We start from the raw sequence: 13,884 nt of genomic DNA on the forward strand, positions 1-13,884 counted from the left end.
CCGAAAGGCGCCCGCGATGTTCCGGTTCTTCGAGAACCTCGTCGATCCCTATGTCCCTTATCAGGAGACGGACACGCCCCCGCGGCGTCTGCTGCCGTTCCTGATGGACTATGCCCGGCCCTTCCACCGCGTCTTCGCGGCAACCGCAGTGCTGACGACCGCGGTCGCGGCGATGGAGGTCGGCCTGATCTGGTATGTCGGGCGGATCGTCGATCTTTTGAACGACGGGACGCCGGCCGAGGTCATGCGCACCCACGGGATGGAGTTCCTGTTTGCGGCGCTGGCGGTCCTCTTGGTCCGTCCGATCATTTCGGGTGCCGATGTTGCGCTTCTGCACAATACGATCCTGCCGAATTTCGGGGCGCTGATCCGCTGGCGGTCGCACAAGCATGTGTTGCGACAGCCGGTCGGGTGGTTCGAGAACGACTTTGCCGGCCGGATCGCCAACCGGATCATGCAAACGCCGCCTGCCGCCGGGGACGCCGTCTTCCAGACCTTCGACGCGGTGGCCTTTGCGGTCACGACGCTTGTCGGGTCCGTGGCGCTCCTTCTGAATTCCGATCCGCGTCTCGTCGTTCCCTTGCTGATCTGGATCGTCCTTTACCTGGCACTTCTGCGCTGGACAGTGCGCCGCGCTGGTCCGGCCTCGACCGCCGCTTCGGACGCGCGTTCGCAGGTCACCGGCCGGGTTGTCGACAGCTATTCCAACATCCATTCGGTGAAGATGTTTGCCCATCACGACCGCGAAATGGCCTATGCTGGCGAGGCGATCGAGAATGCCCGGAAAACCTTCCAGCACGAGATGCAGATCGTCACGAGGATGGATATCGCGCTGACGATCCTGAACGGGATGCTGATCGTCTCCGTCACAGGGCTCGCGTTGAAACTCTGGTACGACGGCGAGGCGACGGTCGGGCTTGTCGCGGCGGCGACGGCATTGGTGCTGCGGCTCAACAACATGACCTATTGGATCATGTGGGCCACGACGAACCTCGTTCAGGCGCTCGGTGTCGTGGTCGAGGGTATGGAGACGATCGCTCAGCCGATCGCGCTCGTGGACCGGCCGGGCGCGAAACCTCTGGAGTTCAAGGCTGGTGAGATCGAGATCGACGGACTCAGCCACCATTACGGCCGTGGGTTCGGCGGTCTCAACCGTGTCGATCTGACGATCCGGCCGGGCGAGAAGATCGGGCTTGTCGGCCGCTCGGGTTCGGGCAAATCGACACTCGTGAAGCTCCTTCTGAGGTTCTACGACGCCGAGGCGGGGCATATCCGCATTGACGGTCAGGATATCGCCGACGTGACGCAGGACAGCCTGCGCCGCCGCGTCGGCATGGTGCAGCAAGACAGTTCGCTTCTCCACCGCTCGGTGCGCGACAACATCCTCTACGGCCGGCCTGACGCGACGGAAGCAGATGTCGTTCGCGCCGCGAAACGGGCAGAGGCGCATGACTTCATCCTCGATCTGACCGACCCCGAGGGTCGTAGGGGGTATGACGCCCAGGTCGGAGAACGCGGGGTGAAGCTGTCGGGCGGCCAGCGTCAGCGGATCGCCCTGGCCCGGGTCATCCTCAAGGACGCCCCCATCCTCGTTCTCGACGAGGCAACATCCGCGCTCGACAGCGAGGTCGAGGCGGCCATCCTAGACACGCTTTACGGCGTCATGGAGGGCAAGACCGTCATCGCCATTGCCCACCGGCTGTCGACCATCGCGCAGATGGACCGGATCGTCGTCCTTGACGACGGCAGCGTTGCAGAAATCGGAACGCATGCCCAACTTCTGGAACGGAAGGGCCTTTACGCCCGGTTCTGGGACCGGCAATCAGGCGGCTTTATCGGTACCGACGAGGCGGAGGCAGCGGAATGAAGGCTGGTGACATGATCGACGCCTTCCGTCCTGCCGAAGGCCCGCCGCCGCGAAACCTTGGCGGGTTCTTCCTGTGGTGTCTTTCCGGGGCCTGGTGGCCATTGATCCTCGCCGCGGTTCTGTCGGCTGTGGCAGGCACGATGGAAGTCGTGACCGCATGGTTCCTCGGCGCCATTGTCGATGCGGCAGAGGCCGGCAACCCGTCGGCAATCCTGTCCGACCACTGGATGCTTCTCGCCGGGTTTGCGGTCTTTCTGGTCATATTGCGCCCCGTCGCATTCGGGCTGTCCGCGGCGTCGAACTCGGTCATCGTCCAACCCAACGTCCTTCCGCTTGTCCTGTCGCGGCTTCACCGCTGGACGCTGGGGCAAGCGGTGACCTTCTTCGACAATGATTTCGCCGGGCGCATCGCGCAAAAGCAGATGCAGGCGGCGCGCGCCGTGACCGACGTCGCAAGCGAATCGATCAACACCATTGCGTTCGCGCTCGCCTCGCTGGCCGGGTCGGTCGTGTTCCTGATGACGATAGATGGCTGGATGGCCCTGGCGCTCGGCGTTTGGATCGTTGCCTACCTTCTTCTCATCCGGGCGTTCCTGCCCAAGGTGCGTGGCAAGTCAGCGGCACGGGCCGGTGCGCGGGCGATGGTGACGGGGCAGGTCGTCGACACGATCACGAATATCAAGACGGTGAAGCTCTTTGCCCATGCGGAGCACGAGGACAAGGCGGCCTTGCGGGCGATGTCCGGCTTTCGCGACACGGCGCTCGATTTCGGTGTGCTTTCGGCCTGGTTCCGGTTGGCGCTGATGACCATCGCGGGTCTCCTCCCGCTGATCCTGATCGGCGGTGCGCTCTTGCTCTGGACCAGGGGCACCGCGACCACCGGGGATATCGCCGCAGCCGGAACAATCTCCATCCGCATCGCGCAGATGACCGGGTGGGTTAGTTTCACGCTCATGTCGATCTATGCCTCGATCGGCGAGGTTGAGGACGGAATCCGCACCCTAACGCCGCCGCATACGCTCACCGACGCAGCGGGCGCCGAGGAGCTTGGCCGCATCAAGGGCGAGGTCCGGTTCGACGACGTCAGCTTTGCCTATGGCCGCGCGAACGGTGGGCTCGACCATGTCAACCTGACCATCCGGCCGGGCGAAAAACTGGGGATCGTCGGTGCGTCCGGGGCGGGGAAATCGACCCTCGTCGCGCTCCTGCTCAGGCTCTATGACGCCGAGAACGGGCGAATTCTGGTCGATGGGCACGATGTGCGCGCGGTGACGCAGGAAAGCCTCCGCCGCCAGATCGCGATGGTCACGCAGGAAACCGCGATGTTCAACCGTTCCGCACGGGACAACATCTATTACGGCCGGCCCGCCGCGACCGAGGAGGAGATGATCGCTGCGGCAAAGGCCGCCGAGGCGGACGAATTCATCCACCGACTTCAGGACCACAAGGGCCGTAAGGGATACGAGGCGTATCTCGGCGAGCGCGGCGTGAAGCTTTCGGGCGGACAGCGTCAGCGGATCGCACTGGCCCGCGCCTTCCTCAAGGACGCGCCGATCCTGGTGCTGGACGAGGCGACCTCGGCACTCGACAGCGAGGTCGAGGCGCAGGTTCAGGGTGCTTTGCATCGCGTGATGCAGGGAAAGACGGTTCTCGCCATCGCACACCGGCTGTCGACGATCGCCGAGATGGACCGGATCGTCGTCCTGGATCAGGGGCGGCTGGTCGAAGAAGGCTCCCACGCCGAGCTTCTGGCCAGGGGCGGGCTCTACGCGCGGTACTGGAACCGGCAATCGGGTGGATTCATCGGAACCGAAGAGGCGGCGGAGTGAAGCTGACGGTCGAACGCCTCGGCCATCTCGGCGACGGCATTGCGCCGGGGCCTGTCTTCGTGCCGATGGCGCTGCCGGGCGAGGTGGTGGAAGGTGATGTGACGGACGGTCGGATGGCCGACCCCAGGATCGTCACACCGTCGCCCGCGCGGGTGAGACCAGCCTGTCCGCACTACCGCGCCTGCGGAGGTTGCAGCCTGATGCATGCCTCGGAGGATTTCGTCGCCGATTGGAAGGCGGGCGTGGTGCGGACCGCTCTGGCCGCGCAGGGGCTGGAGGCGCCGTTCCGCCCGGTCATGACCTCACCACCGCAGTCGCGCCGCAGGGCGACGCTGTCGGGCCGGCGCACAAAGAAGGGCGCATTGGTCGGTTTCCACGGCCGCGCGTCCGGCACGATTGTCGAGATACCGGGTTGCCGGCTCTTGCATCCGGCCCTCATTGCGGCGCTGCCGCTTTTGAACGAGGTCACGATGCTTGGCGCCTCGCGCAAGGGCGAGGTCGCGCTGACGGTCACAGTGACAGAGGGCGGGCTCGACCTGGCGGTGTCGGACGGAAAACCGCTTGAACAGAGCCTGTTTTTGGTGCTTGCAGCGTTGACGGAGCGCGCCGGTCTCGCCCGCATCGTCTGGAACGGGGAACCGGTCGTCAGCCGGCATCCGGCGGCACAGCGTTTCGGCAATGCCCGCGTGGTGCCACCCGCCGGCGCGTTCCTCCAGGCGACGGAGGCCGGAGAGGCGGCGCTTGTGGCCGCGGTGCGCGATGCGGTTGGCGGCGCGAAACGGATTGCCGACCTTTTTGCCGGATCCGGCACGTTCAGCCTGCCACTCGCCGACCGTGCCGAGATTCATGCCGTCGAGGGCGAGGCGGCAATGCTCGCGGCGCTGGATGCCGGCTGGCGGCAGGCCCCTGGCCTTCACCGCGTCACCACCGAGACGCGTGACCTCTTCCGGCGCCCGCTGCTCCCGGACGAGCTGAAGCGCTTCGACGCCGTCGTGATCGACCCGCCCCGCGCGGGAGCGGAGGCGCAGGCGCGCGAGCTTGCCGGATCGTCGGTGGCGGTTATTGCTGCCGTGTCCTGCAACCCCGTCACCTTCGCCCGCGACGCGCGTCTTCTCGCGGACGGCGGATTCGCGATCGACTGGATTCAGGTCGTCGATCAGTTCCGCTGGTCGCCGCATGTGGAACTCGTGGCCCGGTTCAGCCGCTGACTCACCTTGACGTGAGCGAAAATTTGCCGACTTCCGGGAGGTTCGCGATGGGTGTAGAACGTTCAAAAAACCGGAACGAACGGGTCGGGGCAGTGAGCATGTTCAATCGCAGATCAATCGTGGCAATGGCGGCGACGGGGCTTCTCGCCGCCTGCGGCGGGTCGAAGTTCCGATCCTACAATGGCCCTGAGGTGACGCGCATCGTCGTCTACAAGGGCGAGCGCAAGATGCATCTCGTCAACGGGACGAAGGCGCTCAAAAGCTACAAGATCGGCCTTGGCGGCAATCCGGTTGGGGCCAAGCAGGTCGAAGGCGACGGCAAGACGCCTGAAGGCTTCTACCAGATCGACCGCCGCAATCCGAACAGCACCTATCACCTTTCCTTGGGCATTTCCTATCCGAGCGAGCGAGATATCGAAGAGGCGAAGGCGCTCGGCAAGGCGCCGGGCGGCGACATCTTCATTCACGGACGGGCCCGCAAGAACAAGGGTCGCGGCAAGGACTGGACGGCCGGTTGCATCGCCGTGAAGGACAAGGAGATGGAAGAAATCTATTCGATGGTCCGCACAGGCACCGAGATCGTCATCCTGCCCTGAGCGGGACGTAAACCCGTCGCATTCCGTTTCAGGTCAAACGGTTAGCCGCCGGTGACCAGTGTCCACCAGATCTTGCCGCCGGGTTCCTGGAACCAGGCGAAACCGACGTCGCGGGCGGCCGGGTCAAGGATCACAGCGCGGGTATCCGCCAGTTCCATCCAGGCCGAAAGCGTCTCAAGCTCGGTCTCGTAGGTCTCAGAGATATTCTCGCCCAGCATCTGCCCCTGATACCCCGTGCGCTGAACGCGCAGAAGCGGCGAAGACCCGTCGGAACCGAAGTGCCACGGCCGGTTCTGAACCGCCATGTCGCGCGAATGGGTCGCGGCAGCGGCGGTCAGCAGCGGGTTAGGTGACAAGGGCGCGGCACTGGCGGCGGCCCGGAGGGAGTTGATCGAGTCGATCATGGAATAGGTCACACGACTCTCGTCGCCGGGCTTGATGATGTAAGCCTTGGGCAGGGGTCTGCCGTCCGGGCCGAGTTGCGGAGGCGTGGTGACACATCCGGCCAGTGCCAGGACCGCCACAAGGCAGAAGGAAAGCAAACGTGTCATGCGGCGACCATCCCTGTTTACGCAGGCCCGTCCTTACAGCCTCGTCTGGTAAGGTTCAAACGCGATCTGTGGGGATCGGCGGGGTTCTGACACGAGAGTGAATTGAGATTGCGCGCCGCCCGGATTATTGTCGCGGCCATTCCGATCGCGCGATCCCGCGCCGACAAGAACCAAGGTACCTTGAGGATGAGCTCTCACAATTCCGTCAGAATGAACCGCCGGGCGGTGCTGGCGTCGGCTGCCGCTGCCAGCACCGTGTTGGCGATGCCGGCCTTTGCCCAGACCGGCGCAGACACGACCGAGATCGAGAACGATCTCAATTCAAACATCCGCCATAACATCTCCAGCTTCCGCTCGTTGCAGTGGCAGCCCTATTTCAGCGACACCAAGAAGGGCGCCATTCTCGTCGACACCACGTCGCGGGCGCTGCATTTCTGGTCCGAGGACCAGACGATCTATCGGCTCTACCCGACCAGCGTTCCCTTGACCGAAGACCTGACCCGTCGCGGCCGGACCGAGGTCGTCCGCAAGGTCGTCGGCCCGGAATGGCGACCGACCCCGGCGATGAAGATCCGCAATCCGGAATGGCCGGACTATGTCGGCCCTGGCCCGGACAACCCGCTTGGGACCCATGCCCTCTACCTGTCTTGGGAATTCTACCGCATCCACGGAACACACGATACGCGCAAGATCGGGCGCAGATCGTCCAATGGCTGCATCGGCTTGTATAACGAACACATCGCCGAACTGTTTTCCCTTACTCAGTCCGGCACCCAGGTGTTGCTGATCTGAAGCCCTGTCCAGCCCGGTGAAACCGCCGCGCCATCCTCGCCCGGCGGGGCGGCACGTCCGCCGCTGCCGGCAACGAATCGCAGGTCGGATAAAACGAACCGACAGGCGGTGGATTCCCACCGCCTTTTCGTTTCCCCCGGCTCAGGCGACCCAGCCGGCGAGGTTGTCGCCCAGAACCGCCATCAGCGCGGCGATGTGGGCGTCATCGTCATTGAGGCAGGGAATATAGGTGAAGCTTTCGCCGCCGGCATGCTCGAACGCTTCGCGGATCTCGCCCTGTATCTCCTCCAGCGTCTCGATACAGTCCGCCGAGAACGCGGGCGAGATCACCGCGATCCGCTTTTTTCCGGCCTTTGCAAGTTCGGCGACATGTTCGACGGTATAAGGCCGCAGCCATTCTTCCGGACCGAAGACGGACTGGAAGGTCGTGTCGATCGCTCCCTTGTCCCAGCCCAGCGCCTCACGCAAAAGCCGCGAGGTTTTCTGGCACTGGCAGTGATAGGGGTCGCCTTCCAACAAGTAGCGCTTCGGCATCCCGTGATAGGAGGCGACCAGAACATCCGGCCGGCGGTCGATCGCCGCATAGGCCCGTTCGACCGATTGCGCGAGCGCCTTGATATAGAGCGGGTGATCGAAATACTCCGGCACGATCCGCGCGGCAGGCTGGCGCTTTTCCTTCATCAGGGCGCGGAAGAGCTGATCGTTCGCCGTCGCCGAGGTGGCGCCCGCATAGTGAGGGTAAAGCGGCAGGAACACGATCTTCTCGCAGCCCGCCTCGACCATCCGGCGGACGACACTTTCGGTCGAGGGATTGCCGTAGCGCATGCAGAACTCCACCATCACGCCGTCGCCATACCGCTCCTCAACGGCCGTTCTCAGCTTTGCCGTTTGTGCCTTGGTGATGGTCATCAAGGGACTTTCGTTCAACTCGTGGTTCCAGATCGACTTGTAGTTGGCACCCGAACTGAACGGGCGCTTCGACAGGATGATGAGCTGCAGAAGCGGCTGCCACTTCCAGACTGGATAGTCGATCACCCGCTTGTCGGACAGGAATTCGCTCAGGTAGCGCCGCATTGGCCAGAAGTCGTAACCGTCCGGTGTGCCGAGATTGGCCAAAAGAATGCCGATCCGCGGGCGCGCAACCGGCGGATGGTCGGCGGGCGCATGGGCAAGGCGTCCCTCACCGGGGCGATCGGTCTGGTCTTTCATGGCGGCTCCCTTCGTCTCCGAGGGTTGAGATAGACGGAAATCGACGCGCGTCAATGTTCCCCGGACAATGGCTTGTCGCCGAGCGGCGTCTCCGTTGCGCCCAGCGCGTCGGCCAGACGCGCGGTCGCCGAACCGGGGCGGAGCGGCTTTTGCTGGCTTTCATCGGGGGCCCACCCGGTGAGATAGATCATCTCGAACGTCGCGGCGATGCGGTGCCCTTCGGCGGGAAATGACGCGGAATAGACACGAGCAGCTTCGGGAAAGAGCGCGCGGGGCGCGGTGCGCCGCGGCCTGAGAGACAGGGCGTTGCCTTCTCCCATCGCGCGGAGATCGGCGATGAGATGGAACATCGTCGCGTAAGTCACGGTCTTTTTCGCCGCATCGGCGACGGGCAGTGCGAACCCCGCCCGTTGCAGCAGAGCGCCAAGATCGCGGATCTCTGCCATCGGCAGCACCCGGGCCGAAAGCCCGCCGGCCAGGTGGCTTTCGGCCTCTGCCAGAGATGCACGCAGTTCCGACAGGGTGCGGCCGCCGAACAGAACCCCGATGAACAGCCCATCCGGCTTCAGCGCCCGCCGGCACTGGATGAGCTGGCCGACCGGATCGTTCGCCCAGTGCAGCGACAGCGCATGAATGACGAGATCATGAGAGCCGGGATCGAGGGCGAGGGTTTGCTCATCCGCGACGATCCGGGCGTCGGGCAGGATTTCGGCCCAGGGGCCCGGAAATCCCGTCACCACGGCAGGCGCCGTAAACGTTTTGTTAACCTCGCTCAGCCTCTCCTCGATCTCGGCGGCGGCGTCTTCGTGCAGGAAGAGGTCCGCGCCCTGTTTCAGGGCTCGGGCGCGATTGCGCAAAAGGGCGGCGTGGTCGGTGAGGGATGGAGCGGACATGATGGGCAAAACTAGGATGGTTCGTGCGGGAATGCAAAGCGCGCTGGCCCTCCTTTTCCCGCCCCAATGCATTTCCTGCGGCGAACCCACGATCAGCGACTTCGGTCTCTGCGGCGCCTGCTGGAGCGGCACACCCTTCATCTCGGGCCTCGTCTGCGATCGCTGCGGAACACCCCTGCCGGGGGAGGACGAAGGCCGGGCGGAATACTGCGATGATTGCATGACGCTGGCCCGGCCGTGGGAAAGGGGGCGTTCGGTCGTTCTTTACAAGGACAACGGGCGCAAGCTGGTGCTGGCGCTGAAGCATGGCGACAGGCTGGATCTTGCCCGGCCGGCGGGCGACTGGCTGTTGCGCGCGGCCCGGCCGATCCTGAAGGCCGACATGCTCGTGGCGCCGGTGCCGCTCCATTGGACACGACTGTTCCGCCGCAGGTTCAATCAGTCGGCGCTCTTGTCCCGCGCGCTGGCGCGGCGTGCCGCGTTCGAGCATTGCCCTGACCTTCTGGTCCGCGCGCGGCGCACCGAAAGCCAGGACGGCCGGGATCGTGACGGGCGTTTCGCCAACGTCTCCGGCGCGATCCAGCCCCATCCCCGCCGCCGCGACCGCATGCGCGGCCGTGACATCCTGCTTGTCGATGATGTGATGACCTCCGGCGCCACGCTTGCCGCCGCCGCCGATGCCTGTCTTGGCGCGGGTGCCGGTTCCGTTTCGGTTGTGACACTGGCGCGCGTTGCGAAGGATTCCTAAATCCCTATAGTCGCCCCGACTTCTGGATTTGGACCATCATGCCACGCATCGAAATCTACACCACGCCCTGGTGCCCCTACTGCGTCTCGGCCAGACGGCTACTGGAGACGAAGGGCGCCGCCTTCGAAGAAACCGACGTGTCGGGCAATCCCACGATGCGAGCCACGATGATGCAGCGCGCCAACGGTCGCCACACTGTGCCGCAGATCTTTATCGGCGGTCAGCATATCGGTGGGTCCGATGATCTCCATGCGCTCGACCGGGCGGGCAAACTCGACCCCCTGCTGGCGGCCTGAGAGATGAAAGCCGCCCTTCTTCAGCTTTCGGTGACCGACGATCCGGCAGAGAACCTGCCGGTGACGCTGTCGCTGGTGCGGGAAGCAGCGCTGAGCGGCGCGGGGATCGTCCTGACGCCGGAAGTCACGAATTGCCTTTCCTCCGACCGGGCGCATCAAAAGATCGTCCTGCGTCACGAGAGGGATGACCCGACGCTTGCCGCGCTTCGCGCGGAAGCGGCAGAGCGGGGCATCTGGCTCCTGATCGGGTCGCTCGCGCTCTTGACCGATGGCGCGGACGGGCGCTTTGCCAACCGGTCGTTCCTGATCGCGCCGGATGGCAAGATCGCGGCCCGCTACGACAAGATCCACATGTTCGACGTGAACGTGTCCGAGACGGAGCAATACCGCGAATCGGCCGGGTACCGGCCCGGCGGTGAAGCGGTTCTGGCCGAAACACCGTTCGCGCGAATCGGCATGAGCGTCTGCTACGATGTCCGGTTCCCGCATCTCTACCGCAAGCTCGCCAAGACAGGGGCAGAGGTCCTGACCGTGCCCGCCGCCTTCAACGACACGACCGGCGCGGCGCACTGGCATGTCCTTCTGCGCGCCCGCGCGATTGAGAATGGGGCCTATGTGCTCGCCCCGGCCCAGACCGGAACACATGCCGCCCATAACGGCCGCCCGCGCCGGACCTACGGACATTCGCTGGCGGTGTCGCCCTGGGGCGAGGTGTTGGTGGACGCCGGAACCGACATCGGTGTCAGCTATGTCGAGATCTCCCGCGACGAAATCGCGAAAGCCCGTGCCCGGGTGCCGTCGCTGACCCATGACCGGGATTTCGAGGGGCCATGAGCGTACCGGACCAGAACGATCCGCTCGCTGTCGCGCTCTTTTCAGAGGTCTTCATGGCGGATCAGCTGGCGCGAAACCGTATCAGCCGGGCGCTGCCGAAGGGGATGGAGCTTAGCCACTTCTCGGTTCTGAACCACCTGGCGCATCTGAATGACGAACGCTCTCCGGCGCAATTGGCCGATACCTTCCACGTGACGCGGGGGGCCATGACCAACACCTTGGCCAAGCTGGAATGGGCCGGCCATGTTCATATCCGTCCCGATTGGGACGACGCGCGGCGCAAGTTCGTGTCGATCAGTCCCGCAGGACGCGCGGCCCGCGACGCGGCGGTTGCGGCAATCACGCCCGTCATCGGCGATGTCGTTAGGGCGATCGGGCCCGAGAAAGTGCGCGCGGTATTGCCTATCCTGCGCGACATCCGGCTGCGGCTTGGCGAAAGCTAGGCGACGTCAGCGCTTCAGGCTCGCCGTGACGTAGTTGACCGAAAGGTCGCGATCCGAAATCGCCCACTGCCAACTGACCGGATTGAACACGAAGCCCTTGCGGTCGACCGGATCAAGCCCGGCCTGCGAGACAAGGTCTGCAAGTTCGTCCGGCGTGATGAACTTCGCCCAGTCATGCGTGCCCTTCGGCAGCCAGCGCATCACCCATTCGGCCCCGACGATCGCCGCCATGAAGCTCTTGGCGTTGCGGTTGATCGTCGAGGCGATGAAAAGGCCTCCGGGTCGCAGAAGCGCCTGACAGGTGGTCAGGAAACCCTGCGGGTCGGCCACATGCTCGACGATCTCCATCGCCAGAACGATGTCGAACACCTCTCCGCCAACGACCAGCGCTTCGGCGGTCGTGTGGCGGTAGTCGATATCAAGCCCCTGTTCCTCGGCATGCAGCCGGGCGACGGGAATGTTCCGCTCGGCCGCGTCGGCGCCGACGACGGTCGCGCCGAGCCGCGCCATCGGCTCAGACAACAGGCCCCCTCCGCAGCCGATATCGAGAAGGCGGAGCCCTTCGAACGGCTTCGGAGCCGTCAGGTCGCGCCCAAACTCGGCGGCGATCTGGCGGGTGATGTAGTCGAGCCGCACCGGGTTCATCATGTGGAGCGGCTTGAACTTCCCGTGCGGGTCCCACCATTCGGCGGCCATCGCCTCGAATTTCGCGACTTCGGCGGGATCGACGGTGTTGGTGGCGGCCTGCATCGTCATTCTCCGTTCTTTCCACTTGGACCCGTGGCGGCCCGGATGATTTGCGCTATATAGTCGATACATGGACCGGATCGCAGGGCAAAAGCGCGCGAGCGCCCATCTTTATCCGCAGATCGAGCCCTTCGATCAGCGCCTGATGGACGTGGGCGACGGACACCGCATCTATGTCGAGCAATGCGGCCGCCCAGACGGCCAGCCGGTGATCGTGCTTCATGGTGGCCCCGGCGGCGGATGTTCGCCCGCGATGCGACGCTATTTCGACCCCTCGGTCTACCGGATCATCCTTTTCGACCAGCGCGGCTGCGGCCGGTCCCGGCCCCATGCGAGCGTCGAGGCGAACACGACCTGGTATCTTGTCGCCGATATCGAGCGTATTCGCACGGCGTTGGACATCGCAGATTGGATCGTTTTCGGCGGCAGCTGGGGGGCGACGCTGGCGCTGGTTTACGCCCAGACTCATCCCGACCGCGCCCGTCACCTCGTGCTGCGCGGTGTGTTCCTGATGACCGAAGGGGAGCTCGCCTGGTTCTACGGCGGCGGGGCGGGGGCGTTCTGGCCGGACCGCTGGCACGAGTTCGCAAAGGTCATTCCCGAGGCCGAGCAGGACGACCTGATCGCCGCCTATCACCGCCGGCTCTTCTGCGGCGACATCCCCGTCGAGACCCGCTTCGCCCGGGCCTGGGCCGGTTGGGAGAACGCGCTGGCAAGTGTCGAGCATGACGGCATCGCCGGCGATGCGCCGGGCGACTATGCCCGCGCCTTCGCGCGGCTGGAGAATCATTACTTCCTCAACAAGGGTTTCCTTGAAGAGGACGGCCAGATCCTGCGCGACCTGCCGAAGCTGAAGGATGTGCCGGCGACGATCGTTCAGGGCCGTTACGATATGATCTGCCCGCCGGTTTCCGCTTGGACGCTCGCCCAGCACTGGAAGCGGGCGGATCTGAGGATGATTCCGGTTGCGGGTCACGCGCTGTCGGAACCGGGGATCTCGGCAGAACTGATCCGGGTGATGGACGGGCTCAGGGCGTGAATGAAACGCCACGAAAGATGAACGGAATTCCCGCCAAACTCATCCAAATGGATATTCACGCATCTGTCGGTTGACGTGGCCCCGCCCAGCCGACCAAGCTTCGCCCCGTGCAGGAACGCGAGGACACAATGAGCGAAGACACGAGGGTCACCATCGAGGCGCGCGAGAACGGGCCGCTGGTCGTGAAGGGGCTCGATACGTTGAAGGGTCCGGACGGGCAGACGCTTGCGGTCAAGCCGGTCCTGGCGCTCTGCCGGTGTGGTGGCAGCAAGTCCAAGCCCTTTTGCGACGGCAGCCACAAGACCAACGGCTTCGACAGTGCGTCAGGCACACCCGCCGGGCGGAACCGGGTGATCGACTACGAAGGTTCCGAGGTCACGGTGACATTCAACCCCCTGGTCTGCGCACATGCCGCCGAATGCGCCCGGATCGCACCGCATGCCTTCAACTCCGCCGAAAGGCCGTGGATCCAGCCGGACAAAGGCAGCCGCGCCGAGATCGAGGAGGTGATCGCCCATTGCCCCTCCGGCGCGCTGGGTCTGCGTTCGGGCGCCGGGGTCAGCCATCTTGTCGCCGACCGGGCCCGGATCGAGGTGATGCGCGACGGGCCCTACATGGTCCACGACGCCGACATGGCAGTGCCGCATCCGGGAGAGGCGACGACGCCCCGGAAATACGTCCTCTGCCGCTGCGGCAAGTCGGGGATCAAGCCCTATTGCGACGGGACGCACCGCGATCAGGGATGGAAAAGCGGGGATTGATCGCAGTCGCCGCCGGAGCGGCGGGCGGCATTGGCTTTCCCGGCACTCTTCTGCTTGCAGACTCGCCCGCC

15 protein-coding genes are annotated in these 13,884 nt (G+C 64.8%); 11 read left to right on the forward strand and 4 right to left on the reverse strand.

Translation table 11 applies throughout. The features are described 5' to 3' along the window. Window positions 1-16 precede the first annotated feature (16 nt). From V5734_RS01445 to V5734_RS01460, 4 genes are all read left to right on the forward strand, one after another. Window positions 17-1,867 carry an ABC transporter ATP-binding protein gene (locus V5734_RS01445; protein WP_347311758.1) on the forward strand — a complete coding sequence of 617 codons (1,851 nt, stop codon included), beginning with the start codon at window positions 17-19 and terminating at the stop codon, window positions 1,865-1,867. Then, window positions 1,864-3,696: an ABC transporter ATP-binding protein gene (locus V5734_RS01450; RefSeq protein ID WP_347311759.1), complete on the forward strand. Its 1,833-nt coding sequence runs from the start codon at window positions 1,864-1,866 to the stop codon at window positions 3,694-3,696. Before V5734_RS01445 ends, V5734_RS01450 begins: the two co-directional genes overlap by 4 nt. Further along, window positions 3,693-4,904: a class I SAM-dependent RNA methyltransferase gene (locus tag V5734_RS01455; protein WP_347311760.1), complete on the forward strand. Its 1,212-nt coding sequence runs from the start codon at window positions 3,693-3,695 to the stop codon at window positions 4,902-4,904. The genes V5734_RS01450 and V5734_RS01455 overlap by 4 nt, the downstream gene beginning before the upstream one ends. Window positions 4,905-5,002: 98 nt before the next feature. Beyond that, window positions 5,003-5,500, forward strand: coding sequence for a L,D-transpeptidase family protein (locus tag V5734_RS01460; RefSeq protein WP_347311761.1), 498 nt, complete (start codon window positions 5,003-5,005; stop codon window positions 5,498-5,500). 41 nt (window positions 5,501-5,541) lie between these two features. Here the strand turns inward: V5734_RS01460 and V5734_RS01465 are convergent, their stop codons facing one another. Further along, complete coding sequence (locus V5734_RS01465; protein WP_347311762.1) at window positions 5,542-6,051, reverse strand: CAP domain-containing protein; 510 nt, start codon at window positions 6,049-6,051, stop codon at window positions 5,542-5,544. A gap of 186 nt (window positions 6,052-6,237) precedes the next feature. Here V5734_RS01465 and V5734_RS01470 point away from each other — a divergent pair, with 186 nt between their 5' ends. After that, the gene (locus V5734_RS01470) at window positions 6,238-6,843 is read left to right on the forward strand and encodes a L,D-transpeptidase (RefSeq protein ID WP_347313698.1); all 606 of its coding nucleotides are present in this window, start codon (window positions 6,238-6,240) and stop codon (window positions 6,841-6,843) included. 141 nt (window positions 6,844-6,984) lie between these two features. Here V5734_RS01470 and hemH read toward each other — a convergent pair whose 3' ends face one another. Together hemH and V5734_RS01480 are read right to left on the reverse strand one after the other, a co-directional pair. Then, window positions 6,985-8,052, reverse strand: coding sequence for a ferrochelatase (gene hemH, locus V5734_RS01475; RefSeq protein ID WP_347311763.1), 1,068 nt, complete (start codon window positions 8,050-8,052; stop codon window positions 6,985-6,987). A 50-nt stretch (window positions 8,053-8,102) separates the two neighbouring features. Then, a complete protein-coding gene (locus V5734_RS01480; RefSeq protein WP_347311764.1) occupies window positions 8,103-8,945 on the reverse strand; it encodes a methyltransferase domain-containing protein in 843 nt (280 codons plus the stop codon). Between the two features lie 31 nt (window positions 8,946-8,976). Between V5734_RS01480 and V5734_RS01485 the strand changes: the two genes are divergently transcribed. Genes V5734_RS01485 through V5734_RS01500 form a run of 4 tightly spaced genes read left to right on the forward strand, consistent with a single transcriptional unit; the run spans window position 8,977 to window position 11,266 of the window. Beyond that, on the forward strand, window positions 8,977-9,693 hold the full coding sequence (locus tag V5734_RS01485) for a double zinc ribbon domain-containing protein (protein WP_347311765.1): 717 nt from the start codon (window positions 8,977-8,979) through the stop codon (window positions 9,691-9,693). Between the two features lie 38 nt (window positions 9,694-9,731). Further along, window positions 9,732-9,989 carry a glutaredoxin 3 gene (gene grxC, locus V5734_RS01490; protein WP_347311766.1) on the forward strand — a complete coding sequence of 86 codons (258 nt, stop codon included), beginning with the start codon at window positions 9,732-9,734 and terminating at the stop codon, window positions 9,987-9,989. 3 nt (window positions 9,990-9,992) lie between these two features. Continuing rightward, window positions 9,993-10,823: a carbon-nitrogen hydrolase family protein gene (locus tag V5734_RS01495; RefSeq protein WP_347311767.1), complete on the forward strand. Its 831-nt coding sequence runs from the start codon at window positions 9,993-9,995 to the stop codon at window positions 10,821-10,823. Next, on the forward strand, window positions 10,820-11,266 hold the full coding sequence (locus tag V5734_RS01500) for a MarR family winged helix-turn-helix transcriptional regulator (protein ID WP_347311768.1): 447 nt from the start codon (window positions 10,820-10,822) through the stop codon (window positions 11,264-11,266). Before V5734_RS01495 ends, V5734_RS01500 begins: the two co-directional genes overlap by 4 nt. Window positions 11,267-11,272: 6 nt before the next feature. Here V5734_RS01500 and ubiG read toward each other — a convergent pair whose 3' ends face one another. Further along, the gene (gene ubiG, locus V5734_RS01505; protein WP_347313699.1) at window positions 11,273-12,016 is read right to left on the reverse strand and encodes a bifunctional 2-polyprenyl-6-hydroxyphenol methylase/3-demethylubiquinol 3-O-methyltransferase UbiG; all 744 of its coding nucleotides are present in this window, start codon (window positions 12,014-12,016) and stop codon (window positions 11,273-11,275) included. A 67-nt stretch (window positions 12,017-12,083) separates the two neighbouring features. Between ubiG and pip the strand changes: the two genes are divergently transcribed. Both pip and V5734_RS01515 read left to right on the forward strand, forming a co-directional pair. After that, window positions 12,084-13,052 carry a prolyl aminopeptidase gene (gene pip / locus V5734_RS01510; protein WP_347311769.1) on the forward strand — a complete coding sequence of 323 codons (969 nt, stop codon included), beginning with the start codon at window positions 12,084-12,086 and terminating at the stop codon, window positions 13,050-13,052. Between the two features lie 128 nt (window positions 13,053-13,180). After that, entirely contained in the window at window positions 13,181-13,813 is a 633-nt protein-coding gene (locus V5734_RS01515; RefSeq protein WP_347311770.1) for a CDGSH iron-sulfur domain-containing protein, read from the forward strand. The last annotated feature ends 71 nt before the right edge of the window (window positions 13,814-13,884 follow it).

The organism is Defluviimonas sp. SAOS-178_SWC, from assembly GCF_039830135.1.
Lineage (GTDB): Bacteria > Pseudomonadota > Alphaproteobacteria > Rhodobacterales > Rhodobacteraceae > Albidovulum.